The organism is Paenibacillus mellifer (assembly GCF_023195895.1).
In the GTDB taxonomy this organism is placed as follows: Bacteria; Bacillota; Bacilli; order Paenibacillales; family Paenibacillaceae; genus Fontibacillus; species Fontibacillus mellifer.
Genome location: NZ_JALPRK010000003.1, coordinates 296,241 through 322,363 on the forward strand (window position 1 = coordinate 296,241; position 26,123 = coordinate 322,363).

General features: G+C 55.4%; 22 protein-coding genes. 5 read left to right on the forward strand and 17 right to left on the reverse strand.

Annotated features, from left to right (window positions below):
- The gene (locus tag M0651_RS05825; protein ID WP_248550896.1) at positions 1–1,278 is read right to left on the reverse strand and encodes a S1C family serine protease; all 1,278 of its coding nucleotides are present in this window, start codon (positions 1,276–1,278) and stop codon (positions 1–3) included.
- A 413-nt stretch (positions 1,279–1,691) separates the two neighbouring features.
- On the opposite strand from M0651_RS05825, the gene M0651_RS05830 reads away from it, so the two are divergent.
- From M0651_RS05830 to M0651_RS05845, 4 genes are all read left to right on the forward strand, one after another.
- Entirely contained in the window at positions 1,692–1,901 is a 210-nt protein-coding gene (locus tag M0651_RS05830) for a hypothetical protein (protein ID WP_059041268.1), read from the forward strand.
- Between the two features lie 559 nt (positions 1,902–2,460).
- Entirely contained in the window at positions 2,461–3,453 is a 993-nt protein-coding gene (locus M0651_RS05835; RefSeq protein ID WP_248550897.1) for a LacI family DNA-binding transcriptional regulator, read from the forward strand.
- Positions 3,454–3,459: 6 nt separating this feature from the next.
- Positions 3,460–4,449 (forward strand): N-acetylglucosamine kinase, encoded by a 990-nt coding sequence (locus M0651_RS05840; RefSeq protein ID WP_248550898.1) that lies wholly within the window; start codon positions 3,460–3,462, stop codon positions 4,447–4,449.
- Between the two features lie 12 nt (positions 4,450–4,461).
- On the forward strand, positions 4,462–5,775 hold the full coding sequence (locus M0651_RS05845) for a 6-phospho-beta-glucosidase (protein ID WP_248550899.1): 1,314 nt from the start codon (positions 4,462–4,464) through the stop codon (positions 5,773–5,775).
- 447 nt (positions 5,776–6,222) lie between these two features.
- Here M0651_RS05845 and M0651_RS05850 read toward each other — a convergent pair whose 3' ends face one another.
- Positions 6,223–7,110, reverse strand: coding sequence for an AraC family transcriptional regulator (locus M0651_RS05850; protein WP_248550900.1), 888 nt, complete (start codon positions 7,108–7,110; stop codon positions 6,223–6,225).
- 138 nt (positions 7,111–7,248) lie between these two features.
- On the opposite strand from M0651_RS05850, the gene M0651_RS05855 reads away from it, so the two are divergent.
- Positions 7,249–8,646 carry a family 4 glycosyl hydrolase gene (locus tag M0651_RS05855; RefSeq protein WP_248550901.1) on the forward strand — a complete coding sequence of 466 codons (1,398 nt, stop codon included), beginning with the start codon at positions 7,249–7,251 and terminating at the stop codon, positions 8,644–8,646.
- 216 nt (positions 8,647–8,862) lie between these two features.
- Here M0651_RS05855 and M0651_RS05860 read toward each other — a convergent pair whose 3' ends face one another.
- The 15 genes from M0651_RS05860 to M0651_RS05930 all read right to left on the reverse strand — a co-directional run bounded on the left by M0651_RS05860 (position 8,863) and on the right by M0651_RS05930 (position 26,027).
- Positions 8,863–9,669, reverse strand: coding sequence for an MBL fold metallo-hydrolase (locus M0651_RS05860; RefSeq protein WP_248550902.1), 807 nt, complete (start codon positions 9,667–9,669; stop codon positions 8,863–8,865).
- Positions 9,670–9,678: 9 nt separating this feature from the next.
- Complete coding sequence (gene yycI, locus M0651_RS05865; protein ID WP_248550903.1) at positions 9,679–10,428, reverse strand: two-component system regulatory protein YycI; 750 nt, start codon at positions 10,426–10,428, stop codon at positions 9,679–9,681.
- Between the two features lie 284 nt (positions 10,429–10,712).
- Positions 10,713–12,140: a YycH family regulatory protein gene (locus tag M0651_RS05870; protein ID WP_248550904.1), complete on the reverse strand. Its 1,428-nt coding sequence runs from the start codon at positions 12,138–12,140 to the stop codon at positions 10,713–10,715.
- Positions 12,137–13,960: a cell wall metabolism sensor histidine kinase WalK gene (gene walK / locus M0651_RS05875; RefSeq protein WP_248550905.1), complete on the reverse strand. Its 1,824-nt coding sequence runs from the start codon at positions 13,958–13,960 to the stop codon at positions 12,137–12,139. Before walK ends, M0651_RS05870 begins: the two co-directional genes overlap by 4 nt.
- A 1-nt stretch (position 13,961) precedes the next feature.
- Positions 13,962–14,678, reverse strand: a complete 717-nt coding sequence (yycF, locus tag M0651_RS05880) for a response regulator YycF (RefSeq protein WP_155604551.1) — start codon at positions 14,676–14,678, stop codon at positions 13,962–13,964.
- Positions 14,679–14,866: 188 nt separating this feature from the next.
- The gene (locus M0651_RS05885) at positions 14,867–16,414 is read right to left on the reverse strand and encodes a M23 family metallopeptidase (RefSeq protein ID WP_248550906.1); all 1,548 of its coding nucleotides are present in this window, start codon (positions 16,412–16,414) and stop codon (positions 14,867–14,869) included.
- A gap of 237 nt (positions 16,415–16,651) precedes the next feature.
- Positions 16,652–17,383 (reverse strand): ICP22 family protein, encoded by a 732-nt coding sequence (locus M0651_RS05890; RefSeq protein ID WP_248550907.1) that lies wholly within the window; start codon positions 17,381–17,383, stop codon positions 16,652–16,654.
- A 172-nt stretch (positions 17,384–17,555) separates the two neighbouring features.
- Positions 17,556–18,842: an adenylosuccinate synthase gene (locus tag M0651_RS05895; RefSeq protein ID WP_248550908.1), complete on the reverse strand. Its 1,287-nt coding sequence runs from the start codon at positions 18,840–18,842 to the stop codon at positions 17,556–17,558.
- 385 nt (positions 18,843–19,227) lie between these two features.
- A complete protein-coding gene (gene dnaB, locus M0651_RS05900; protein WP_248550909.1) occupies positions 19,228–20,589 on the reverse strand; it encodes a replicative DNA helicase in 1,362 nt (453 codons plus the stop codon).
- Between the two features lies 1 nt (position 20,590).
- Positions 20,591–21,034: a 50S ribosomal protein L9 gene (rplI, locus tag M0651_RS05905; RefSeq protein WP_248550910.1), complete on the reverse strand. Its 444-nt coding sequence runs from the start codon at positions 21,032–21,034 to the stop codon at positions 20,591–20,593.
- Complete coding sequence (locus M0651_RS05910) at positions 21,031–23,013, reverse strand: DHH family phosphoesterase (RefSeq protein ID WP_248550911.1); 1,983 nt, start codon at positions 23,011–23,013, stop codon at positions 21,031–21,033. Before M0651_RS05910 ends, rplI begins: the two co-directional genes overlap by 4 nt.
- A gap of 11 nt (positions 23,014–23,024) precedes the next feature.
- Positions 23,025–23,945 carry a DUF2232 domain-containing protein gene (locus tag M0651_RS05915; protein WP_248550912.1) on the reverse strand — a complete coding sequence of 307 codons (921 nt, stop codon included), beginning with the start codon at positions 23,943–23,945 and terminating at the stop codon, positions 23,025–23,027.
- 6 nt (positions 23,946–23,951) lie between these two features.
- Positions 23,952–24,254, reverse strand: a complete 303-nt coding sequence (locus M0651_RS05920) for a MazG-like family protein (RefSeq protein ID WP_248550913.1) — start codon at positions 24,252–24,254, stop codon at positions 23,952–23,954.
- Between the two features lie 87 nt (positions 24,255–24,341).
- Positions 24,342–24,767, reverse strand: coding sequence for a CBS domain-containing protein (locus M0651_RS05925; protein WP_248550914.1), 426 nt, complete (start codon positions 24,765–24,767; stop codon positions 24,342–24,344).
- A 180-nt stretch (positions 24,768–24,947) separates the two neighbouring features.
- On the reverse strand, positions 24,948–26,027 hold the full coding sequence (locus M0651_RS05930; RefSeq protein WP_248550915.1) for an LCP family protein: 1,080 nt from the start codon (positions 26,025–26,027) through the stop codon (positions 24,948–24,950).
- Positions 26,028–26,123 lie beyond the last annotated feature (96 nt).

Consider the following 26,123-nt stretch of genomic DNA (forward strand, 5'->3'; position numbering starts at 1 on the left):
TTATTTATCTTCGTCCAATCCTTGTTCGATCTCCGCCTCGGACGGTTTGTCGGTCAGCTTCAGGGTCGCCTTCTCCAGCTTCCCATCACGGTAATACGTGACCTCCAGATCCTCACCGATCTTCTTACTCTCATACAGATATCGGCGTAACTCCAAGGTCGATTGTATCGGCTGTTTGTCAAACTGGGTAATGACGTCATTTAACTTCAAACCCGCTTCGAGCGCCGGCCCGTGAGCTTCCAACACGATAACCCCTTCCGTGACATGGCTCGGCAGTTTGAGGTCCTTGCGTTGCTCATCGGAGATCGGGGAGAACCGGTTGTTGAGATCCAATGTATACACGCCCATATATGGACGAACGACCTTCCCGTGCAGCAAAAGATCGTCAACCGTCTTCATCACTTCGTTGACCGGAATGGCAAAACCCAGTCCCTCTACGCCGGTATCGGAAATCTTCATCGTATTGATGCCGATTAGCCGAGCGTTCAAATCAACCAGCGCCCCGCCGCTGTTGCCCTCGTTAATCGCCGCGTCCGTCTGGATGACTTCCTGCTCCCAGTCGTATACGCCGTCCTGGTTCAGCGACACCGGAATCATCCGGCTCGTATAACTTACGATCCCGGAGGTCAACGTCCCTCCAAGCCCCAACGGATTGCCAACGGCAATGACGGTTTGCCCGGCGCGCAGCTTCTGGGAATCCCCTAGGTCAATGATCGTATCGATGTCTTGGCCGTCAACTTCTAACACGGCGATATCGTTAATGGAGTCCTGCCCGACAACCTCCGCCTTCCGCGAGCTGCCGTCGCTTTTCACGATCTCCAGATCATTCGCACCGCTGATCACATGCGCATTCGTTATAATATAGGCCTTGCCCTTCTCCTTCTTAAAAATCACGCCCGAACCCAGCGCCGCATGCTCTGGATCGAAATCCGACACCTCGCCGCCGTGATTGAGAATGCTCACCACACTAGGCGCGACCTTGGCTGCCGCCGAGCTGATCCGGTCATAGGGATCACTGCTATCCGTGAGCAAGACGGTGCTGCCGGTAGCAGTATGGCGAGTCGATGAGGAAGGAAGCCCCGTAATGAAACTGAATAACAGCACGGCCACTACCGCGCTAAGAACGGAAGAGATTAAAGAGATCTGCAGCGTGGACAGCACCGTCCGGCGGTGCTTCCGCGGCCCCCCGCGCCAACGCCGCAGGCTGCCGCCTTCGGACAAGCGCACGCGCCGCCCCGGAACCTTGGTGGAATAAAAGTCATCGTCAAACCATCCCATCTCTATTCTCCCCCTCCGTCGCTCTTCCCCAAAACCGCGTTGGCATCTCCTGTATGCCTTCCGCCCCAAGCATAGGTCCCCTTCAACTTTATGCCGTGACGGCCTAGCCATATTCACGCGTTCCTTTTATTTCTTTAACGTCATGAACCGGAGAGATGTTGCCTGAACTTCGGGAAATTGCCGCTTTTTTTTCTGAAAATTGGAATGTTTGACCTCACCCATGACTACACTATATTAAAGCGATAGATTGATAGATTTATTTTACCATATTTTGATGGTTTAGAAGCAGAATTTGATCAGGGAATTAACGGGATTTTTATAGCGATCTCGCCGCCCCTATCCCGTCGCAGATAAGAAGGCAAGAAACACAAAAACCTGCGCTTTTCGCGCAGCCATCTGAGGGAGGTTATTTCATGGATTCCTACTACTCGACGCCGATGAACGAAGTCAATGTGCTCGCCAAACTGGCGGATATGAAGGAAGAGCATTATCACCAATTGGTGACCTTAAGCGCCATCATGGAGCTGCTTATCGATAAAGGGATCTTAACCCGGGAGGAAATTGAGAAAAAAGCGCTGGAAATCGACGGCTTCCTCACCCCGCCTCCATATCCCACCGTCTAAACTGACCCTTCTGCTCGGCCCACTAGGGGTTTGTTCGCCGAGGTGCCGGGGCGGCCAGCCGCCCAAGATTACCGCTAACGCTGACCAGAGTGCTTATTGGGGCATAAATCGGTGATTTTCACTTCTAACGCTTGTGAGCATGCTTATATTGGCCAAATCGCCCTCCTTTACCTCTAAAACGGGGAAATAAGCTCTCTGGTAAGCGTTACATCCCACACCTCCCCGTTTTTGCCCATTTAGCGTGTCTCCTAAGCGTTAGCGGGTCGACCGGTTTGATCGTTTCGCTCAGCTCCCCCTTACACATCCCGTTGCCCAATTTGATAGTAATCCTAATCTACTAACAAGAGGGTTGATTATTTATACTTGATCCTCTATGCTAGGGTTATTATAAACAATAATTAATGCGCTTTAATTTTAGGGTGACGATTGCCCCCTAAATTCACAATTAAATCTTACACTTATGCCCTAAAGTTAAAACGCTTAAACTTTAGTAAGAAAGGTTGGTGGTTCTTAAGCCAATCTAAAAGCCGATGGGAATTTCACATGAGGAGATATTGAGATGAAGGTTAGCATTTTTGACGTCGCCAAAAAGTCCGGGTTGTCCGTGGTCACGGTCTCCCGTGTCCTGAACGGGGCGGAAACCGTGCGGGAGAAGAACCGCCAGAAGGTGCTGGACGCGATGAAGGAGCTGGACTACCGCCCCAACGCGGCTGCTCGCAGCCTGGCCAGCGGGAAGACCGGCATTATCGGCGTGATTGTGACGACGCTGCAGGACTCTTTTTTCGATCAAGTGGTAAAAGAACTAAACGAGGTACTCGCTCTGCACGGCTATTTCCTGGCGATTTCGGTTACGACCGGGATTAGCAGCGGCGACACCCACTACTTAATCCAGGAAGACCGCGTCGACGGCTTGATCCTGCTCTCCCCGCTGGAAGAGGACAATTACATCGTCGAGCTGAAGCGGCGCGGCATTCCTTATGTGCTGATTGATAACCAGAAGCCGGAGAATGACAGCTTCTCCGTAACGATCGATAACTTTAAAGGCGGATATGCGGCAACGATACATTTGCTGGAGCAGGGGCATACGTCCATCGCCCATCTATGCGGCGAAGAGATGTTCCGCAGCACCCGGGAGCGGCGCAACGGATTTTTGCAGGCGCTTTCGGAGCAGGGGCTTGAACCGTTTGAGGTCGTGACCGGCCAATTTGAAATCGCCTTCGGCTACGACACGTGCAAGCGCTGGATCGCTGCGGGGCACCTCCCCTCCGCTGTTTTCGCCGGAGATGACAATATCGCGCTCGGCGTCATGAACGCCTTGATGGAGGCCGGCATCTCCGTGCCGGGTCAGGTGATGGTCGTAGGGTACGACGACCAATACATCGCGTCCCAGCTGCGGCCGCAGCTCACCACCGTCCGGCAACCGGCGGACCAGATCGCGCTGGCCGCGGCCGACATGCTGCTGAAGCGCATTGACGGGCGCATGAAACGCGGCGCCGGCCAACGGATTGATCCGGAGCTGATCCTCCGCGAAACTACTGTCCGTAAGGAGTGAGGACGATTGGCTTATTATTTGGGGATCGACGGGGGCGGCACCAAAACCTATGCCCTGTTGACCGATGAGCACGGACACGTGCTTGGCAAAGGCCGCAGCGGGAACGGCAACCATCAGACGGGCGCCGCGGAGGCGGCGGCCAGCATCCGGGAAGCCGCGCTGACGGCTCTGGGGGAAGCCGGAATCCGCCTGGGGGACCTGCAGCACGCCTATCTGGGGCTAGCCGGGGCCGACCGCGAGGCGGATTACCGGATTCTCCACCCGATGGTGCGGAATATCGGGTTCACGAACTATACGATCAACTGCGATACGATGATCGGGTTGCGCGCGGGCACGAACCGCCCGTATGGCGTCGCCCTGATCTGCGGCACCGGCACGAATGCGGCCGGCCGCAACCCGCGGGGCGAGCATGTCCAATGCGGCGGGTTCGATTATATGTATGGCGATTTTGGCGGCGGCGGCGCACTGAATATTGAGGTGTTCCGCTCCGTCATCCGCGCTTGGGACGGACGCGAGCAGCCCACGCAGCTGACCGAGCTGCTGCTGGAGCTGCTGGGGTACGCGCGCGTGGACGACATGTTCCATGATTTCCTGGATCATGGAAAACACGTCCCTGTGGACGCGGCGCGTCTGTTGTTCCCGGCGGCGGCCGAAGGCGATGCGGTCGCGCTGGAGATCCTGCACCGCCAGGGAGCCGAGCTCGGCAAATCGGCGGTGGCGGTGATCCGCAGGCTGGGGATGAAGGACGACGGGTTTGACGTCGTCCTGGCCGGCAGCCTGCTGACGCGCGGCGACCGCGGCTGGATCCGCGAGCCGATCGAGCAAGCCGTCCGGGCGGAGGCGCCGCAGGCCTCCGTCGTGACGTTGGCCACGGAGCCGGTCGTCGGCGCCGTCTGGGCGGCGATGGAAGCAGACGGCTTGACCGTCTCCGGCGAAATGCACGAGCGGATGGCGGCTTATCATGAATTTGACGTTATCCCCTATACCCTAAGATAGGAGTGATCCCTCTTGGCACCAACAAAACAAGGTTTAAAGATCGCCGTCATCGGCGGCGGATCTTCGTATACGCCCGAGCTGGTGGAGGGTTTTATTCGGCACCACCAAGAGCTGCCGGTGCGGGAGCTGTGGCTGGTCGACATTGAGCCGGGGCTGCGTAAATTGAACATTGTGGGCAACCTGGCCAAACGAATGGTGGAGCAAGCGGGAGTCCCGATCGAAGTCCATCTGACGACAGATCGTCGGGCGGCGATTGCAGGCGCGGACTTCGTCAGCACCCAGATGCGCGTCGGCATGCTGGACGCTCGGGCCCGCGACGAGTCGATCCCGCCGAAATACGGCGTCATCGGCCAGGAGACGACCGGCCCCGGCGGTATGCTGAAGGCACTGCGCACGATCCCCGTGCTGCTGGATGTCTGCCGTGACATCGAGGAACTGGCGCCAAACGCCTGGCTGCTCAATTTCACCAACCCGGCGGGCATGGTGACCGAAGCGATCCTCAAGTATTCCAAGGTGAAGAGCATCGGGCTCTGTAACGCCCCGATTGGCTTGATCAAGCAGGTGTCCAGCAAATACGGCGTCGCCGCAGACCGGGTCTATGCCGAATTCGTGGGGCTGAACCATTTGCATTGGGTGTCGCGGATCGACGTGAACGGCGAAGACAAGCTGGATGAAATGCTGGCGGACACGGCCGGGTACAGCGCCAAGAACGTGCCGGCCCGGGAGTGGAATCCGGATTTCCTCCGCTCCCTGCGTGCCCTGCCTTCTTATTATCTGAAATACTTCTACATGACCGACGCCATGCTAGAAGAGCAGCTGGAGTCCCTAAATCAGGGGCAGAATCGCGCCGAAGTCGTAAAGCGGGTCGAAGAAGAGCTGTTCGAGCTCTACAGCGATCCCGAGCTGAAGGAGAAGCCGAAACAGCTGGAGCAGCGTGGCGGTGCATATTACTCGGAAGCGGCAGTAAACCTGATGCGTTCGCTGTATAACGGCACCAACGACATCCAAACGCTGAACGTAGCCAACAACGGCATCCTCGACTTCTTGCCGGACGATGCCAGCATCGAGGTTAACTGCGTGGTTACGAAAACCGGCCCGCTCCCGCTCCCGCTGACGACCATCCCGCCGATGGCCAAGGGTTTGATCCATGCGGTCAAAACCTACGAGCAGCTCGCCATCGGCGCCGCCGTCACCGGCAGCCGGGACCTCGCCTTGCAGGCGCTGGCGCACCACCCACTTGTCCCGTCGGTCGAAGTCGCCATCAAACTGCTCGACGAGATGCTGGAGGCGAACAAGGAGTACTTGCCGAACTTCTTCCCGCAGTAAATCTCGCATAGCAACGTAACCTAAGAACTCCCCTCCCGTTGTTTTGGGAGAGGAGTTCTTTTTTGCTGCAAAAAGTGCAACATTTTTCCGGAGTTCATGCGGCACCGGCAAGAATGTTGCAGTTTGAGCAACAATTTCAGCCGATTCCTCTGCCTACGCCCCAGAATGCTGCACAAAAAGCATCATTTCGGCTACACAACCTAGTTTTGAAGCGTATTTGTTGTACAGAATGCAACATTTCCGCGATCTGACTCATTTCTGAGGACGGAGCTACTCTCGAGTGTTCCCTTCGGATTTTACTGAGCCATTTCGCTCACTCCATGCACTAAGCCTCCGATCCCATTCGGCCCTTTCCACCTCATTAGTACCTCTCCGGTGATCCTCGTTGTCATAGCCCCTACGGCTGCTTCCATCCGGTGAGCTGCGCGACGCTTTGAACGGCTGCATTCAGCTCTTTAACGCCATATGCCCACCGCTAAACATCCGCTGCTCGCGTCGGTAGCTTTGCGGCGAGAGCGCCTTGGCCTTCTTAAACACGCGGCCGAAGTGGGTCACGCTTTGGTAGCCGACGCGGTACGCGATATCGGTCACGGGCAACTCCGTCTCGCGCAGCAGCGCGCAGGCTTCCTCGATCCGGACACGGTTGATGTAGGCGACCAACGTCAGCCCGGTGACTCTGGGGAACACATGGCTAAGATAGTACGGGCTCAAATGAAACCGTCCGGCCAGCTCGCCGAGGCTTAGATTCTCCTCGAAATGCGTATTAATGTAGCGGGCGACTTCGGCGATCTCCCGGTAAGGACGCTTCCCGCCCCCCTCTTCCCCATCGTGGTTCGGACGTGTATGGGCCATGCGGAGCAGGTTGAGCAGCAGCTCGGCCAGCAGCAGCCGGCCGTACTCCTCATATCCGTTGGCCTGCTCCTTCTGCTCCGCCAGCATCCGAGCCAGCAACGGCTGTACAAGGTGCTGTTCCTCGGCGTTTAAGCGCAGGACCGGGTATCGTTCAAAAAGCTGCTCCAGCTCTTCCTCCCTCCCGGGAAGCAACGTGCTCACCGCCTCCGTGCGGAAGTTTACCAAGAGCCGCTCGTGGGGCTGTGACAGCTTCCCCGAAGGCGACGTCTTGTGCAGCACATTCACCGGGATCAGCACCAGATCGCCCGCGCAAATGCGGTAGATTTGATCCTTGATGAAATAACACCGTTCCCCAGACACGAGATAATAAATTTCCCAAGCGTCGTGAAAATGCTCCCCTTCCATCGAGAACCGTCCCGGCTGCTTCGCCGCCTCGATGAACAGCATCCGGCGAATCGGTGCCAACTGTGCTTCCTGCATCATTCCGCTCCCTCCCCCACGCTTCCGTCTCTCAACAGCAAAAAATGTAGAATATATGCTCAAATTAACAAAATCCGTGCGGTAACTTTTCTATTTTTGCTCTATGTTTATTGTAACATCAATAAAGGGAGTGAACGAGCTATGACAGAAGAAACAACGGTCAAAAATTTGAAAATCGCTTATATCGGCGGCGGCTCGCGCGGCTGGGCGTGGGGACTGATGAGCGACTTGGCTTTGGAACGGGCGCTCTCCGGGCAGGTGGCCTTATACGATATCGATTTTGCGGCAGCGCAGGCGAATGAGGTAATTGGTAACCACTTACAAGATCATCCGGATGCGGTGGGCCGCTGGCGTTACGAAGCGGTGAAGACGTTGCCGGAAGCGCTAAAAGGTGCCGACTTCGTCATCATCTCCATCCTCCCCGGCACGTTTGAGGAGATGCGGTCGGATGTACATACGCCGGAAACTTACGGCGTCTACCAATCCGTTGGCGACACCGTCGGCCCGGGCGGCGCGGTCCGCGCACTGCGCAGCATCCCGATGTTCGCGGAGATCGCCGAGGCCATCCGCGACCATGCGCCTAACGCTTGGGTTATCAACTACACGAACCCCATGAGCGTACTGACTCGCACGTTGTACGAGGTGTTCCCGGGCATCAAGGCCTTTGGCTGCTGCCATGAGGTCTTCGGCACGCAGGAGCTGCTCACCGAAATGCTGCAGGATATGGAGGGACTCACCGGTGTCCGCCGTCAAGACATCGAAGTGAACGTGCTGGGGATCAACCATTTCACATGGCTGGATCGCGCCTCTTATCGCGGCACGGACCTGTTCCCAATCTACCGGGCGTTTGCCGAGAAATATGCCGAAGAAGGGTTCAGCGCCCATGGGCAAAAAGACCACTGGATGAACAACAGCTTTACGTCGGCGAACCGCATCCATTTCGACCTGTTCCGCCGCTTTGGCCTGATCGCTGCCGCCGGTGACCGCCATTTAGCCGAGTTTATGCCAAACACTTGGTATTTACGGAGCCCTGAGCATGTGAAGCAATGGAAATTTGGCCTGACAACCGTGGCTTGGCGCATCGATAATCTAATGAAGCTGCACGAACGCAGCCGCAGGCTCGTTGCCGGCGAGGAGTCGTTCTCGCTCAAATCCAGCGGCGAAGAAGGCATCGCCATGTTGCGCAGCTTGACCGGCGCCAGCGCACCGATGATCACCAACGTCAACCTGCCGAACCGCGGCCAGATGGCTTCGCTGCCGCTGAACGCCGTTGTCGAGACGAACGCCGTGTTTGGCGCGGACAGCGTTCAGCCGGTGCTGGCGGGCAGCCTGCCGGAGGACATCAACAACCTCGTCACCCGGCATGTCTACAACCAGGAGGCCATCCTCAAAGCGGCCATCCGCAAGGACCGCGACCTGGCCTTCCGCGCCTTCCTGAACGACCCGCTGCTCTCCGGCCTCACGCCGGACCAAGCCGAGGAGCTGTTTGCGACGATGTTGAACAACACCAAGGCGTATTTGCCGGGGTGGAAGCTATAGAAAAGAACCGCCCGGGGGTCGCGATCCCCGGGCGGTTTGCTTGTCTGAGCCGACAATTATATGCGAAAAACCGAATCCATTTCGCCGTTTTCAGCGATTCCGACGGAATGTATTCGAATTTTCATACACATTCTCGTCTCAGAAGGTCTATCGACCCGATTCTATATGAAATATCGAATACAATTCAACGAATGAGGCCACTTTTATCGCAAGATCCTACCGCTCGCTCAACACATCCCACGGCGTCGGCCGGTCGTAATACGTTTCGCACAGTTTGAACTCGCTGTCCCGGAAGAAGCAGCCGCGGTCCTCCATGGCACCGCGCACAGACATCTTGGCCAAATCGAGCATATTGTGCTCGCGGCTAAGGTGAGCCAGGTACGTCCGCTTCAAGCGGCCGTTCAGAATCTCGCTCATCAGCTCGCCGGTCGCATCGTTGGACAAGTGGCCCAGGTCGCCGAGGATCCGGCGCTTAATGTTCCACGGGTAACGTCCCATACGCAGCATCTCGATATCGTGGTTCGCCTCAAGCACCAGTACGTCGGCATCGCAGATCGCTTCCTTCACCTTGTCGCTGGCGTAGCCGAGGTCGGTACATACGCTTAGCTTCTCCTTGCCGTCGTAGAAGTTGTAGCCCACCGGCTCGGCGGCGTCATGCGAGATCGCAAACGACTCCACGCGGAGCGAACCGAAATCGCGGGTATCCCCGGTGCCCAGGATACAGCGTTGGTCATCCGCGAGATTTCCAATTGCTTTTTCCATGGCCGCCCACGTCTTCTCGTTTGCATAGATCGGCAGATTGTATTTTCTCGCCACCGCGCCTAGGCCCTTGATATGGTCCGAATGCTCATGCGTAACCAGAATCCCCGTCAGTTCCTGCCCAGTCACTCCCCGCTCCATCATCAGCTCGTCGATGCGTTTGGCACTGAAGCCGGCATCGACCATTAGCGTGACTTCCCCGTTCGCAACCAGCGTTGCATTGCCCGTCGAACCACTCGACAGCACCGAAAATTGGATCCCCATAATCTCCCATTACTCCTTCGTTTTCTCTGTGTTCGGACTGATGACGTCGCCGCTGATTCCTTGTACGTAGTACTCCTTGCCGCTCTCCAGCATGAACCGCCAAGCCGGTGCGGCCGGCAGATGGGCATCCGAATCGAACACCTCGCCGTAATATCCCAGCTCCACTTCCGTAACGACCGAGCCTTCCGGCAGGAAGTTCTCGATCAGGTTGCCAAGTGCCTTCGAGGCCGAAAGCACGCGCTGTGGCTTCTCTTCCTCCGGATAGCTGATCTCGATCGCCCGACGCTGGTACGAAATGATTTTCTGATTGCTATTGAACAGCTTTAATTCTATTTTGAAAAGCGGCCATTTTCCGTCGACCAACGGATGCAGCACAAATACGTCCGCACTGCTCGCCACCTCGTCATATCGGTAATCGCCGATGTCCGGCAGGTTGTCCTTCAGCGCAGCCGTCAAATCCCGCGGCGTAAAAATCAGCCTGCTGTCGACCGGCACCGACAGGTCGGTCAGCTTACCGGTTTGCGTATCGTCCACGAACCGGTAGGCGATCTTCGGCAGCTCCGGCGTTTCCGTCGGGATTTTGGCAAGAACACGAATGTTCTTCTCGTCCATCGCCTGCTGCGTATTGTTCTCCAGGGCGGTGATATCCAGGTTGGAGTCGGCCTGCTCGCGCAGATCGTTCCACAGCTGATAACCCAGCACCAGATTCAGCAGCAAAAAAGCGTAAATCAGCACGTTTTTCGCTCGACCCCAATCCATGGTTCATCCCCCTTTCGTTCAGATTCAGTATCCGTCTCATGTACCGTACCGTCGCTTACCGTAACGGACCGTAGTGACGTTAATAGTGTATTTCCCGGCGATTTCCCAGCCTAACGGACTCCAGTGACCCTATTCGCACTCTATCGGAACAAATTGCGCTCGACCAAGCCGAATAACGTCTCCTGGGTCCGTTAGCGCGAGGATTCCCAAAGCGTTGAGCCAATAGCGTCACCTGAGTCCGTAAGAAGTAGCGTTAGTCGCAGAAGAGGCTACTAGGAATTAGGTTACTTGTTTGCATTTGCACCAAGATTTTCAGCAGCATCAGACCCTGCGTCAGCGCCAACACCTGCACCACCAACATCCCCGCCTGCGCCGGCACCCTCGTCCGCATCCGCTCCAGGCTTCTCCACCGCCCCCAAACTCAGCACCCGGGTCGCTCCGTTGCTGAGCTCAACAACCCACGTCGGCTTCAGCAACAAGCCTTTCTCGGTGAGCGAAGGCAGATAGGCCGGGTACAACCCGGCGATGCTTGCCTCCGCCTTAAGCGCCGCTATGCTCTCCCGCAGCGCCTTGCCGCCCGGCAGGGAGACGACTTTCTTCTCCCAGCTGCCGCCGGAGCCGTAAATCAACGACCGCTCATAACCGGTGATCGTGCCTTGACGCATTTCAAGCGTAATCGCCCCATAATGGAATGTCGACAGGTCGATAATTGGGAAAGCGCCGAACTGCCCGGTCCCATAATATTGCTGGAACACGACCCGATGCTGGTCTTCCTCAATCCCGTCGCTCGTCTGCTCTAGCCGGTATTTCCCGTTCCACCCGCCATACTGGTTGACGAAATCAATCGCCGACAGCACGTTTTTGCTCGGACTATTCTCACCTGCCGAGGGAGCCGCCGGATCGGTGTAGTTGATCCAGTTCCGGTTTTGCTTGACCTGAAGGCTGCGTTTACTATCCGTGTAAATTTCGGAGCCGTCTTTTTCCCGGATATAACGGGTGATGCTCGGATCGAAGAACAAGCTTCGTTGCATCTGCTCCGTCGTATACAATCCTATGTTTAAGCCGGTTTCGACCAGATCGACCGGTTCCTCAGGGACGTAATAACCATCCGTCAACGTATACGGCACCCAATTCTTGCCGAAGTCGACCTGCTGCTGCACGTCCTGCACCGTCAAGTCCGCCTTGGTCGCCTCATACACGACGTCGCCCCTCGAGCTGAAGAAGAAGACGCGCACCTGATCATCGGTTCCCGTGTTATAAATGAGCACCCGGTTAACATTCTCCGCGTCAAACAGCGGGTCCGGCGCGATCTGCATGACCTTCTGCAACAGCTCCACCGGCACGCCCCCGCCGAATTCCAGTTCCACGCCAATATCCTTGCTGCGAATGTCGGACCAATGAATATTATCGATGTCATACCGCTGAAACCCGTCGAACTGACGGCCCTTCAGCCGGTTATAGATCAAATTGTAAAACGTCGAATCCGGGTAAAACACCGTGTGCCGCTCCTCGCCCATATGCACGGCGATTTGTGCCGGAAAGAGCATCGCATCGGCCTCCAGGGTCGTCCCCATATTCTCCGTTCGGATGTAGTCGCTCTCCGATTTCACTACCGGATTACTGCCCGGTAATTGATAGATCAGGAAATAACTCTGTACCAGGCTGCACGCGACCAGCAAGGCCAGCGCCAGCGATTTGACCCTCTCCTTCATCGCGCCTCGCCTCCTTGCTTCTCTGCCGGCAGCGTAAAGGTCACCTTGGTGCCTTTGCCGAACTCCGACTGCAGAGAGATGGTACCGCCATGCGCCCGCACAATTTCCCGGGCAATGGATAAGCCTAAGCCCGTCCCGCCCATATTCCGTGAACGCGCCTTATCAACGCGGTAAAACCGCTCAAAAATCCGATCCAGATCCTTCTTCGGAATCCCGATCCCGTTATCCTGCACCGAAATCGCCAACTGGCGATCATCGGTCAGACGTGCTTCCAGTGTGATGGTCCCGCCCTCCGGCGTATACTTCATTGCATTGGAGATCAGGTTGTCCAGCACCTGGTCAATCTGATCGCGGTCGATCCACGCCGTATCCACATCACTGGCGATAAACAGCGTGGGCTTGATCCCTTTCTCCTGCATCTGAAAAGAAAACCGGTCCGCCACATCCTCCAGCATCTCCATCACGTTCGTTGGCTGCTTCCGCAGTTCCGCCTCTTGCGAATCGAAGCGCGACAGGTGAAGAAGGTCAGTGACGAGGCGGATCATCCGCTCGGTCTGGTTCTGAATCACGGATACGAACCGCGGCCCAAGCTCTGAATCCTCCATGGCGCCGTCCTCCAGCGCCTCGGTGTAGCTCTTGATCGTCGTCAGCGGCGTCCGCAGCTCATGCGACACATTGGCGACGAACTCCCGCCGCGACGCCTCCAGCTTCTCCTGCTCAGTGACATCCTGGAGCACCGCGATCGTGCCGATGATCCCGATTTCCCGCCGATGAATCGGCGTAAACGTGACCCGGATCAAGAATAAGTCGCCGTCGGGCCCGATATTCTCGAGGATCGTCGAGTGCATCGTCCCTTGCTCCAGCACATCCCTTTCCTCTTCCGGGAGGTTCATCAGCGACATGATATCGGCCCGGTCGAGTGCGGTATCCGGCGTCCCCAGCATTTCGCTCGCACGTCGGTTCATCAGGATGACCCGTCCCGTTTCGTCGGTCGCGATCACCCCGTCGCTCATGTTCGTGAGGATCGAAGCAAGCTTCTCCTTCTCTTCTTCGTTCTGTGCCAGCGCATCCCGCAGCCGGCTGGTCATGTAGTTAAACGCTTTGCTGAGTTGCCCGATCTCGTCATTGCCAAGCACGGGCATCTTCTGGTGGAACTCCCCCTCGGCCACCGCCGTGGCGCGCCGGGTCAGCTCCTTGATCGGCGAAGTTATCGTGTGGGCTAAGATGACGCCAAGCACCGCCGTCAGCCCCAGAGCCAGCAGGATACCGGATATAAAAATATTATTAATCCGCTCCATCGTACTGTACAACTCGCTCATCGACGCCGCGATGTAGATCGCGCCAACGATTTTCCCGCCGCTGACGACCGGCTTGGCGACAACCTTCTTCCGAACGTTATCCTCATCGATGATATATTCTTCGTTATCGCGAATGCCCTGCAAAGCCCGGCTCACGACCGTTTGCGTGTTCTTCGTGCCCACGTAATCGGCATGGGAAGGCTTGGACGTCGTCAGCACCTTCCCCCCCGCGTCGAGCACTTGAATCTCAGCCCCGCCGATATTAAACAGGTTGTTGACCAGCACGCGCAGATTCTCCATCGATTCTTCCGCCGATTCTCCAGTCACGCCCAGGTTTTGCGCCGCCAGCACGGAGAGCAGCTCCGCCCGCTCCTGCAGCTCCTTCGTGAAGTTGCTGGTCAGCGAGGTTTTCATCGCGCTCACGAAATACACTCCGATCAGCTGCATGGCGATCAGGATGAGCAGCACGTAAATGATGATCAGTTTGGCCTGGATCGTGCGAAAAAAAGAGGGCAGATTCATTCTAGAGTCCACCCGCCTTGGAGCTTCGCATCATATACCCCAATCCCCGCCGCGTCAAAATGTATTCCGGCTTGCTCGGATCCTTCTCGATCTTCTCGCGCAGCCGGCGAATCGTCACATCCACCGTACGGACATCGCCAAAATACTCGAACCCCCACACCGCTTGCAGCAGGTGTTCTCGGGTCATCACTTTGCCGGCGTTCTTCACCAGGTAATGCACGAGCTCGAATTCCCGGTGCGTCAGGTCCAGCGGTTCGCCGTTCTTATGGACCGTGTACATGTCCGTATCGATGAACAGCTCGAACAAGCTGATCCCTTGCTTCGTCTCCTCCGCGCCTTCGGTCGCCGCCGCCTTCTGCTGACGGCGCATCTGCGCCTTCACTCGGGCCAACAGCTCGCGCGTACTGAACGGCTTCGTCACGTAGTCGTCGGCGCCCAGCTCCAGACCCAGCACCTTGTCGATCTCCCCGTCCTTCGCCGTCAGCATAATGATTGGCGTTTCGAGCTTCGCCCGCACTTCGCGGCACACGTCCATCCCGTCCTTGCCGGGCAGCATCAAATCGAGCAGGATCAGATCCGGTTGCTCGGAGAACGCCAGCCGAGTGGCCTCGATCCCGTCGAAGGCGAGGACCACTTCGTAGCCCTCTTTTTCCAAATTAAATTTCAAAATATCCGCAATGGGTTTCTCGTCATCCACGACCAGAATTTTTCCTTGCATGACTTCGTTCACCCCAACTTTCAGCCATGGGCTGTTGCTCCCTCTATCTTACCATATCTGACGCTCCATCAGCTATCCGTGGATCCGGTAACGATTGACAGCATGCCTATCGGGGTAAATAAAGGTTGAAGCAAAAAAAGCCCGCCTCCCTCACGGGCTGCGGGACTGATCTTATATCTTATAGATTCTTATAGATACTTCATCGGGTTCTGAATGCTGCCGTTCTTATGAATCTCGAAATGAAGATGCGTGCCGGTCGAACGCCCGGTGTTGCCCATGACGCCAATTTTGTCGCCCTTCTCGACGACTTGACCTTTCTTCACGCTAATCTTGCTTAAGTGGCCGTATAAAGTCTCATACCCGTTCTTGTGGTCGATGATGATCACGTTACCGTAGCCCGTCTTCGTCCCGACAAAAGAGATCACCCCGTCATCGGCGGCGAGGATATTGCGTTTCGAGGACACGAGGTCAACGCCTTTATGCGTCCGCCCCCAGCGCTCGCCATAACTGCTGGTCATCTTGGCGCTGGATACCGGCCAGGCAAACTGCCCGGAACCTTCGCCCAGCACGACCTTTGTGCCGCGCACAACGATCTTTGGCGACGATTTCTTAGTGACCTCTTGGCCTAACCATTCTTCGTCTACGACCATACCGTTTTCCTTCGTGATCCGGTACTCCATCGTTTTCAGACCGCTGGACCCCGGCGTGACAACCTTGGTCTCACCCGCCCGCATGCTGGCGTTCGTCTTAACGACCACCTGCGGCTCAGTGACAATCTCTTCCGTCACATGCTCCACCGTGCGAACCGTAAGCGCCGGTTGGACCGCCTTCACGTTCAACAGCGTTCCGATTTGCAGCGTCCGCTCTTCAACCCCCGGGTTATTTGCGAACAGCTCCTTCTGAGTCACATCAAAGCGGGCCGCGATCGACGAAATCGTATCCCCTTCCTGCACCTCGTACTGAATGGCTTCTTCGTCGCCCTGGAGGATTTTGCGTACAGCCTCCTCAGGGCTCAGTACCTTGTTCGGATCTGATTTAATCTCGCCCTGCGCCACCTCTTCGGCAATTTCTACCGTTTCCAGCGTCGTGTTCGAGGCCTTGGTTTTCGCCCCCGCCGTCGCGCTGCCGCCGGTACGTTTCACCTTCGCTGCCAGTGTGCTGGCTGCCATATCCGGTGCGTATTTCGTTTTAACCCGGTCCAGCACTTCCCGCGCCGCTGCCTGATCTTTCACGACAGCAATCACTTTGCCTTCCACCTTCAGCTCCACGCCTTTGGCATAGCCGGTTAACATCCCGTACAACTCATTGAGTGTTGAATCCACATCAACTTCAGCTTTATAGGCCTGCTCCGGTTTAGTGGTAATATCCGCGGTATTTACCGCCATCTCCACTTCCGGGTACTTCTGTTTATATTCCTGCTCTTTGCGTTTAATCAGAGCCTGTAATTGCGATTCGCTCGCGATCGTGCCAATTTCCTTCCCGCCCACGTACACCCGGTAATAGGCTACCGTATTGGCTTTGACATATTGCTGTCCTGCCAAATAAACCGTACCGGCGATCAATACCACCGCTGCCCCAGCCAGGGCGACCTTGCGGGATTTAAGAAGATGGGGCCACTTTCGTCCATTCTCTGGTTCGGATATCTCTGAATCGTTTTCCGGGCGGCTGTGTTGCTCCTGCGTTCGAGAGTTGTCTCCGCGCCACAGCTGCCAACGTTTTCCCGTAAAACCTTTCATACCGATCTCCTTTATTTATCGACTCGATTCGACTTAAAATGGTGTCAAAATTTTAACCTTTTACCGCTATTGTTTACTTTAACACAGCCCAGCTAAAGATTTCAACTTTGGGCCCAAATGCAAACAACCCGCTTACGAAGCGGGTTCTCACGGTTTTGGCGGCAACTCGGCCGGATTTTTAATTTACAATCCTGTGAATGTTAACGCTGACATTCCCTGTAGGCCGGGGGTTTGACGTTACTTCTTCAACAATTCCATCACCTTGGCATATTCCGTCTTATCCAGATGTTTTGATAACATTTGCTCGATGTTCATCATTTCTGTCTCGGTGAGTCCGCCCTCCAAAGCCATGGTCAAAATTTGCATCTCCTCCTGCGGCAGCTTCTTCATGAGAATCGCAAAAATCTCTTCCTTCTGCTTATCAGGCAGCTCCTCCTTCTTGGCCACGAGATCATCCGGCGTCACCACAACTTGCTGGTCTTCGCCTAATGCATCACCGGCACTCATTCCGCCCATGACGGGTAAAGCGTCCTCCGGCGCGTCGCCATTCGGATCCGTCTCGTTAGCATCCTTACCCGTACTCCCAGACGGGGAGTTCCCGCTGGTCTCCGTCGTCGTCCCATGGGGAGTCCCGTTACTCTCTCCGCTTCCGCCAGACGGATCTTCCGAATCGCCTCCAGTTTTGCCCGAGTTCGCATCGGCAACGGAGCCGCTTTCGACTTTGTTGGCGTCCTCCCTTTGATCCGCTTCCCCCTCTACCTGGCCTGCACGGTCAGACGCCTTGCCGAACCCCAACATCCCCTTCATGATCCCGCCAAAGCCAGGAGCCTGGCCGGTGATCGGCAGGTTATAACTGCTCATAAGCGATTGGATGTACGAATTGACGACGTATCCCGTCGTGGCAACAGTCAATAGGCTGACCGCTACAATCGTTACGCATAATTTCAATATCCATCCGAGCCATTTCATCGTTTTATCCTCCTACTGCCTAAGAATCTAGTCTCTCAACCTCCAGTATGGACGGCGAAACCCGATTTCAACCTTAGTTCGTAGGCAAAACTAGAAAAAGAAGCCGCCAGCAGAGCGATGTTTCCATCTTCTATCGGCGACTCCTATAGGTTCATAGTCTAGGATTTATTGCTTATTCGTAGATCGGCAGCACTTGATTCGTTTGGCTGCGGTTGCGGCCTACCGAGAAGATCGCGATCGGCACACCGGTCAACTCGGATACGCGGCGGACATAATTGCGGGTCGTCTCTGGGAGATCCTCCAACGTTTTCGCGCCGGAAATATCCTCCGACCAACCCGGCATTTCTTCGTACACCGCTTCGCATTCGGCAAGCATTTTCAAGCTGGCTGGGTAATGGGTGATAATCTCGCCGCGGTATTTATAACCGGTGCAAATCTTCACGGTTTTCAGCCCGGTCAACACGTCCAGCGAGTTGAGCGATAACCCGGTCAGTCCGCTGACACGGCGCGTATGGCGGACAACGACGCTGTCGAACCAGCCAACCCGGCGCGGACGTCCGGTTACTGTCCCGTACTCGTGGCCGGTCTCGCGGATCATGTGACCCACCTCGTCGAACAGCTCCGTTGGGAACGGACCGTCGCCGACGCGGGTCGTGTACGCCTTAGCCACACCGATGATCTGGTGGATCTTCGTAGGTCCCACGCCGCTGCCGTTGCAGACCCCACCTGCCGACGGATTGGACGACGTTACGAACGGATAAGTCCCTTGATCAATGTCGAGCATGACGCCTTGCGCGCCTTCGAACAGCACCTTCTCACCCGCATCAATCGCTTCGTTCAAAATCACCGACGTATCGGCTACGTACGGACGAATGATTTCTGCGTACTCCAGGTATTGCTGCAGCACTTCCTCCACGTCCAGCGGCTGACCCCCATAGACAGTCTCGATCAGGTGATTCTTCTCCTTCATCGCATGGCGCAGCTTCGCTTCGAACTCCTCCGCATCCATCAAATCGGCAATCCGAATCCCGCTGCGGGAGGCTTTATCCATATAGGCCGGCCCGATCCCCTTCTTGGTCGTCCCGATCTTGTTCTCGCCTTTGCGTTCTTCCTCCAACGCATCCAGCACCAAATGATACGGCAAAATCACATGAGCGCGATCGCTGATCACCAAATTCTTCGCGCTGAAGCCGTTCTCTTCCACATAGTTGATTTCCTCGATCAATGCGGCCGGATTAATAACGACCCCGTTCCCAATCACACAACGTTTATTTTGATTGAAGATGCCTGACGGAATCAAGGTGAGTTTGTACTTCTTGCCGTCGATAAGAATGGTGTGACCGGCGTTGTTACCGCCTTGATAACGGGCCACCACATCGGCGCTGTCCGCCAAGAAATCCGTGATTTTACCTTTACCTTCGTCTCCCCATTGCGTTCCCACAACGACTACCGTTGACATGTACATTCCCCCACCCGGTGCGTCAAGCACCTGTATTTGAGCATTGCAAAAGACAGCCTTTCGATTGCATCCTGCAAATGCAACCCATAGGCTGATCCGACACTTCATCTTGTTGTACGCACTAACAAACACGCCGCTGCCGTCAACCTGCGACTGACTGATCATTGCTTTAACGCAGCAATACCAGTTTAACAGTCTCTATTTTTAAAGTCAAATTAAAAAGCGAACGATTATTCGGTCTCATTTTACAAATGTTCGGAATTAATTCAACAACCCAACAAAAAAGGGCGACGCGTTAGGTCTGCCCTTAGAATCCGATATAGCTTGAAGATGATCTATTTCATGATGATGAGTGATGAGTTCCAAATAAAGTATCGTACTTATGTTAGCCCGCAAAAGCGTCCGCATGAGCCCGCTCATAATTGGCGAACTTGTTGAAGTTCTTCAGGAACACCAGTTCGACGGTCCCAACCGGGCCGTTCCGCTGCTTCGCGATAATAATTTCGATAATGTTCTTCTTCTCGGTTTCCTGATTATAATAATCGTCCCGGTACAGAAACGCTACGATATCGGCATCCTGCTCGATGGAACCGGACTCCCGAAGGTCAGACATCATTGGACGCTTGTCCTGCCGCTGTTCCACGCCCCGGCTTAACTGAGACAAGGCAATGACCGGCACTTCCAGCTCCCGGCCGATTTGCTTCAATGTCCGGGAAATTTCCGAGACCTCCTGCTGCCGGTTCTCGCCAGCTTTGCCCCGGCCTTGAATCAACTGCAGGTAATCGATTACGATCATGCCTAGGCCGCGCTCCTTCTTGAGCCGGCGACATTTCGCCCGGATATCAGCAACCGTAATCCCCGGGGTATCGTCGATATAAATGTCCGCTTCCGACAAGGCGGCAATGCCCATCGTCAGCTTTGACCAATCGTCATCACTCTTGAATTCCCCGGTCCGCATGACGCTGGCATCGAGGTTCGCCTCGGCGCAGATCATCCGCTGGACCAGCTGGGCCGCGGACATCTCCAGACTGAAGATCGCCACCGTCTCTTTGGCGCGCACCGCCACATTTTGCGCAATGTTCAAGGCAAACGCCGTTTTACCTACGGAAGGCCGCGCGGCTACGATAATTAAGTCACTGCGCTGAAATCCCGCCGTCATTCGGTCCAAATCCACAAACCCGGACGGAATCCCGGTGGTCGTTCCCCGATTCTGATGTAACGTCTCGACGCGGTCGAACACTTCCATCAGCACGTCGCGGATAGCGATAAAGCCGCTGCCCGATCGGCGGTTGGAAATCTCCAAGATGCGCCGCTCGGCATCGCTGAGCATATCGGCCACGTCTTCGCCGCCGGTGTACCCATCGCTGACGATTTGCGTCGCCGTGCGGATCAACCGCCGCAACATCGATTTCTCTTCGATGATCCGCGCGTAATAATCCACGTTGGCTGCCGTCGGCACGGCATGTGCCAGCTTGGCCAAATAACTGACGCCGCCGATCTCCTCGAGCTCGCCGCGGTCCTTCAGCTTGGCGGTCAACGTCACGAGGTCAATCGGTTTGCCTTCCTCGCCCAGCTGAACCATCGCTTCATAAATCAATTGATGGGGCTTATCGTAGAAATCTTCGGTCCGCACCCGCTCCATCGCGGAGATGAGCGCTTCCGATTGAAGCAGTACCGCCCCGAGTACCGCCTGCTCAGCTTCTAGGTTTTGCGGGGGGATCCGGTCAAAAAACAGATCGCCGCTCATCTTACTCCTCCGTGACGTGAACCTTAAGCGTCGACTTCACTTCCGGGTGAAGCTTCACCGGCACTTGCGTTACGCCTAATGTCCGGATTGGATCATGCATTTCGATTTTCCGCTTATCGAGCTTCACGCCGACTTTCTCCAGCGCCTCGGCAACTTGCTTACTGGTAATCGCGCCGAACAAGCGGCCGCCTTCACCGGCTTTCGCTTTCAGCTGTACGGTCATTTCCTCCAGCTTCTTGCCGAGCTGGATCGCCTCGTCCTTCTCTTGCGCTTTGCGCTTCAGTTCGGATGCCGCTTGCTGCTCCAGTGTCTTCACATTACCTTCGGTAGCCGGACGAACCAGTCCCCGCGGCATCAGGAAGTTCTGTGCATAGCCTTCCGATACCTCTTTGACTTCACCCTTTTTCCCTTGGCCCTTAACATCCTTCAAAAAGATCACTTTCATTCGAATAACCCCTCTTCCTTCTCTATTTCATCCAGCACGGCGAGCAATCGTTTCTCCGCTTCCGCCTGGGTTCCTTCCAATTGAACGGCCGCATTCGTCAAATGTCCTCCGCCGCCGAGCCGCTCCATGACCACCTGTACGTTCATGCTCCCGAGCGAACGGGCGCTAATCCCGATCAGGCCATCCGGCCGCTTGCTGATCACGAATGAGGCTAATACGCCGGTCATGTTCAGCAGCGTATCCGCCACTTGAGCGATCAACAACTGAGGGATTTTGCGGTTCGTTTCCGTCACCGCCAAGGCGATATGCCCATGGATCATGCGGGCATGCTTGATGATATCGGCCTTGGCGATGTACTCCTGCAAGTCTTCCTTCAACAGTCGTTGCACCATCACCGTGTCCGCCCCGTTACGGCGGAGGAACGCCGCAGCCTCAAACGTCCGAGAGCCGGTATGAAGCGCGAAATGCTTCGTATCAACGGTGATGCCCGCAAGCAGCGTCGTCGCTTCCAGCGGGCTGAGCTCCACCTTCTCGTGAATGTACTGCAGCAGCTCGGTGACGAGCTCGCAAGCCGAGGAAGCGTAAGGCTCCAGGTAGACGAGCACCGCATCGGCCACGAATTCCTCCCCGCGGCGATGGTGGTCCACGATGACGACGCGGCTGGCTTCTTCGACCAGCCGGGGCTCCATCGTAATGGAAGCCTTATGCGTATCGACGAGCACGAGCAACGTATGCTCGGTCATCATGTTCATGGCCTGCTCCGGCGTGATAAAGCGCCGGAGCAGGGCCTCTTCTTTGCCGATGCGCTCCATCAGGCGCTCGATCGCCGGGTTCGGGCCATCCAGCACGATATGGGCCTCGACCTTGTACATATCGGCGGCTTTCAGCACGCCGATGGAGGCACCGATCACGTCGAGGTCCGGTACGCGATGGCCCATGATAATGACGCGGTCGCTCTCCTGCATCAAATCGCGCAAGGCATGCGCGATGACGCGGGCGCGGACGCGAGTCCGCTTCTCTATGGCGCCGGATTTGCCGCCATAGAAGGACAACCGCTGACCGGCCTTCACGGCGGCCTGGTCCCCCCCGCGGCCGAGCGCCATATCCAAGCTGGACTGGGCGAGTTCGCCCAGCTCGCTGAAGCGCTCGGCACCAAAAGCGAGGCCGATGCTGAGTGTAATCGGCACCTTCAGGTCCGCGGTCATTTCGCGGACCTCGTCCAAGATCACGAACCGGCTTTGCTCCAGTTCGTCCAGCGATTTCTGATTCAGAATCATCAGATATCGCTCGGAGGACAGCCGCCGCAGGTACACGCGGTACTGTTTGGCCCATTCCGTGATCGCCGTCGCCACACGGGCGATGAGCGCGGTTCGCTGCTGGTCATCCATGCCCTGGGTAGCTTCATCCAGATTGTCCAGCAGTACGATGCCCAGCGCAGCCCGTTCGTCTTCGTACCGACTGCGCAGCACCGCCAGCTCCGTCATGTCGTGAAAATAGATAAGCCGTTCGTTCGCATCAACGGTCAGCTCATAATGCCGTTCCCCCACCATCATCTCCACGGTTGTTCGAGCGCCGCCGCCGTCCTTCTTGTCCCGGCTTGGCGCCGGAAGCTGTGGCAACAGCTCGGACAGCGGCAGGCCGACAACCGAATCCTTGCCGTACATCCCGGCCACGAAATGGTTATGCCATTCGATCGTCCGTTCCTCACTATACAGCATCACGCCAAACGGCAATTTACTAACCGCTTCGCCTTCCACCCGTTTGATCCGGTAGTTCAGGTCGGTCACATAGCGGATCAGTTCTTTGCGGAACTGCCGCTCCACCCGCAGCATGCTGTAAGTCAACACACCGACGAGGCATAAGCTGACCAGCCCCAAAATCCAGTTAAAGTAGGAGACGAAGATGACGAGCAGCAACTGAAGCATGAACATCCATACGGTCTGGTAACCGTACCAACGTTTTTGCAGAATATTAGGCATGCCTTCTCACCCTATCGTCTTGATCTCGTAATCATATCCCGTAGCGGAAATGCAATGTCCAGAATCCCCACGATCCGCAGCGGCGGTATAAACAACATCGCTACGATTAGCAGAATCGGAATGACCGGGTTCCACTTGCGGTGATAGGCCGCAAAGAAGAAGAAGCTTGCCGTTTGGACCATAAAGAGAAATTGTAGCAGCGGCATCAGGTTCAACAAAATCGTGCCCATGAACCCCTGTTGTACGGATTCTCCGCCAAACCACTGTAAAAGCACGCCAATCAAGTAGTACCAGATCAGCGAACGCGGCAACCGCCAATCGCGAACCGGCGGGAGCTTCGGCACCGCATGCCCCAAGCTGGATAACGTCGGCCGGGAGATGGCATGAGCCACTGCGGCGATCAGGAGCGAGAAGACGATCATCGTAAATGGAATCATCCGCACTGTCAGACTGGAGAACTGCTGGCTCATCTCCGGAGACCATACGAAACCGCCGGTTAGCGAGCTGTCAGCGACATTCGTAAACGGAGTCATGGCCGTATTGAGCAGGTCCTCGATGGCCGTAGCCAGGTTGAAGTCAAAGAACACGGTGCTGATCAGAAGGACCAGCAAAAATTCCAGCAAAATGGTGCCGGCACCCGTCATGATCGTGCGGAAAGCCGGGACTCTTTTCTTATATAAATAGCCCATCACGATCGAAGGAATAATAAAATACACCGCTTGCAGCAGAATAACCGGTCCGAAGATCAACGAAACCGCCAGCCAGACCCCTGCGACGTGTAAGAGAAATACCCTCGTCGACAAGGTCGTGTATAGCAAAATGCCCGGTACGATCAGAAAAAACATCGTGATCACGGTAAGCGGAGTTGCAAGTGACAACAGAAGCAGCAAATATGCGACGCTCCAGGCCACCGATGTCCAGCGTAACTTCAAATGGGTTCACCTCTTACGCATATGTTCTTCCAGGGTAGAAATATCTTGATACCAATCCTCGAGCTGGTGACCCTCCTGCTTATGTTTTTTCAGTTTCTCCAAGATGCTGTCATCCATATCCCGATAGGAAACACCTAGTCTTCGTCCCAAAATATAACTGCTGACAATCAGACTGGCAAGACTGTCCGTTACCCGTGTCGTGCTGCCTTCCCATAATGCCTTAAACAAACGGGATACGTGATCGACTACTTCCGTTTTGAGCCATTCAATCACCTTGGCACGTTTGGCCACATCCATTTCCCTTTGCATGGCGGACAGCTTCCACCCTCCCCGAATAAGCTTTATTCTTCATTATAGCATAATGCAACCGCGACAAAAGACGCAAACCTTTAGGATTTATTGGGTTTGAGCCGCATTTCGGGTCACAAACTTTTCGCAATATTCGATAATCTGACTGCGTCGGACGATCCCGATGAACCGGCCCCGATCGTCAACGACGGGCACGAAGTTTTGCACCTTCGCCAGATTAATCAGGTCCTCCATATCCGCATCGATCTGAACCGGCTTGATTTCCATCTTCAATGGAACGTCCTTGAGCAGAAATTTTGAAGCGGTCTCAAAAGTGATCTTTCCATTCGAATTCTTCATGTGCCAAAGTAAGTCGCCTTCCGTCACGGTGCCGACATAAGCCCCGTCGTGGTCGATAATCGGCACAGCCGTATATCGGTGAAACTCCATACGTTCCAACGTCTGCCGCAAAGTGGACTCCAGCGTTACGGTCACCACATCATTTTTCGGAAGCAAAAAAAACGCTATATTCATGAGAACAAAATCCTCCTCATCCTTCATTCAGACTCCCCTATTGGATACGTTACGAAACGGGATATGTTCCGGACCGGGCCGCGTGAAATCGGCAGCCGGAACACCGGACTGCCGAGGTCTGAGGTAAGTCTATAACACGGTTTATTCTAAACTATGATGCCCTAAGATGACTCATTCTTGCTATTCCTGGTTTGTCGCCGTTCCTTGCGTGCTGTTTTGCTCAGTTTCGGCCTTCTCGGCATCCCGGGATTCCGGTGTAATCAGAGCGGACGCCTCGGTCTCCGGGTTAAGCCAGTTGTCGATCATCTCTTTCGCAAAGGTGACATCTTCTTCGTTAGCTTTGTCGTAATAAACGCCGTTCAGCCGTATCCCTTCGCCCATGATCGTAAATCCGCTGATTTGCGGAGAGGCATCGCCCAGCAGCACTTGTTTAGACAAATCGATGATTTGGCTCGGCGGCAGGTCCGTCTTAAAATTATCGCCCATCAGGTTCATCAATTCAGGAATTTTTGTCACTTGGTCCAGCTTTAACATTCGGTTGACCATCGCGTTCAGGAATACCTGATGCCGTTTCGTCCGATTAAAGTCGCTGTCCTCGCGGTAACGAACGAAGTTCAGTGCCTCCGTACCGTCGTATAACGGCTTGCCGGCCTGAATCGTAAACTTCTCATGATCGGCTTGCTTATTCACAATGTCCTTCGTTATGGGCAGCTCCACGCCGCCTAATGCGTCGACGATGTCCCGGACACCTTGAAAATTGATAGCCGCATAGTTATCAACCGGATAACCAATGAAATTCTCCACCGTGTCCTTAGCCATCTTCTCTCCGCCAAAAGCATACGCATGGTTGATCTTGTCTTCTTTATCCTTACCCACAATCTCGGTGTAGGTGTCGCGCGGGATGGAGACCAGAAGCACCTTGGCATCCTCCGGGCGCACCACCGCATAGATCATCGTATCCGAGCGGGCCGGCTCGTTATTCCGTTGATCCACGCCAAGCAGCAACACGCTGAACGGCTTCATGTTCTCCTCCTGCGGTTGCACCGACTGGGCCTGCTCCCCTTCCAGAGGAGAATACGAACGTTCCAGCGTCTCTTCGACCTTCCCTGACAGGAACAAGTCAAAAGCCATTACCGCGAGCGGTTTGCGGAACAAATATCCCCCAGCCCCAATCAATAATAGAGCCACCAAAATGATCATTGCCATTTTTTTACGATTTTTCTTCGGTTTCGCCTTATGCCTTTTCTGTCGTTCAATCATTGATTTACGCCTCCATCGCCGATCTGGTTGGTTTCGCATATCTTCATCTATGAGTTCGCCACGAGTCTACTTTTACTAACATCTCTATCTATCACT

Coding starts and splice junctions, on each gene's coding strand:
- M0651_RS05825 (WP_248550896.1), bottom strand. CDS start 1,278: ATGGGATGGTTTGACGATGACTTTTATTCCACCAAGGTTCCGGGGCGG.
- M0651_RS05830 (WP_059041268.1), top strand. CDS start 1,692: ATGGATTCCTACTACTCGACGCCGATGAACGAAGTCAATGTGCTCGCC.
- M0651_RS05835 (WP_248550897.1), top strand. CDS start 2,461: ATGAAGGTTAGCATTTTTGACGTCGCCAAAAAGTCCGGGTTGTCCGTG.
- M0651_RS05850 (WP_248550900.1), bottom strand. CDS start 7,110: ATGATGCAGGAAGCACAGTTGGCACCGATTCGCCGGATGCTGTTCATC.
- M0651_RS05855 (WP_248550901.1), top strand. CDS start 7,249: ATGACAGAAGAAACAACGGTCAAAAATTTGAAAATCGCTTATATCGGC.
- M0651_RS05860 (WP_248550902.1), bottom strand. CDS start 9,669: ATGGGGATCCAATTTTCGGTGCTGTCGAGTGGTTCGACGGGCAATGCA.
- yycI (WP_248550903.1), bottom strand. CDS start 10,428: ATGGATTGGGGTCGAGCGAAAAACGTGCTGATTTACGCTTTTTTGCTG.
- M0651_RS05870 (WP_248550904.1), bottom strand. CDS start 12,140: ATGAAGGAGAGGGTCAAATCGCTGGCGCTGGCCTTGCTGGTCGCGTGC.
- walK (WP_248550905.1), bottom strand. CDS start 13,960: ATGAATCTGCCCTCTTTTTTTCGCACGATCCAGGCCAAACTGATCATC.
- yycF (WP_155604551.1), bottom strand. CDS start 14,678: ATGCAAGGAAAAATTCTGGTCGTGGATGACGAGAAACCCATTGCGGAT.
- M0651_RS05885 (WP_248550906.1), bottom strand. CDS start 16,414: ATGAAAGGTTTTACGGGAAAACGTTGGCAGCTGTGGCGCGGAGACAAC.
- M0651_RS05890 (WP_248550907.1), bottom strand. CDS start 17,383: ATGAAATGGCTCGGATGGATATTGAAATTATGCGTAACGATTGTAGCG.
- M0651_RS05895 (WP_248550908.1), bottom strand. CDS start 18,842: ATGTCAACGGTAGTCGTTGTGGGAACGCAATGGGGAGACGAAGGTAAA.
- dnaB (WP_248550909.1), bottom strand. CDS start 20,589: ATGAGCGGCGATCTGTTTTTTGACCGGATCCCCCCGCAAAACCTAGAA.
- rplI (WP_248550910.1), bottom strand. CDS start 21,034: ATGAAAGTGATCTTTTTGAAGGATGTTAAGGGCCAAGGGAAAAAGGGT.
- M0651_RS05910 (WP_248550911.1), bottom strand. CDS start 23,013: ATGCCTAATATTCTGCAAAAACGTTGGTACGGTTACCAGACCGTATGG.
- M0651_RS05920 (WP_248550913.1), bottom strand. CDS start 24,254: ATGCAAAGGGAAATGGATGTGGCCAAACGTGCCAAGGTGATTGAATGG.
- M0651_RS05925 (WP_248550914.1), bottom strand. CDS start 24,767: ATGAATATAGCGTTTTTTTTGCTTCCGAAAAATGATGTGGTGACCGTA.
- M0651_RS05930 (WP_248550915.1), bottom strand. CDS start 26,027: ATGATTGAACGACAGAAAAGGCATAAGGCGAAACCGAAGAAAAATCGT.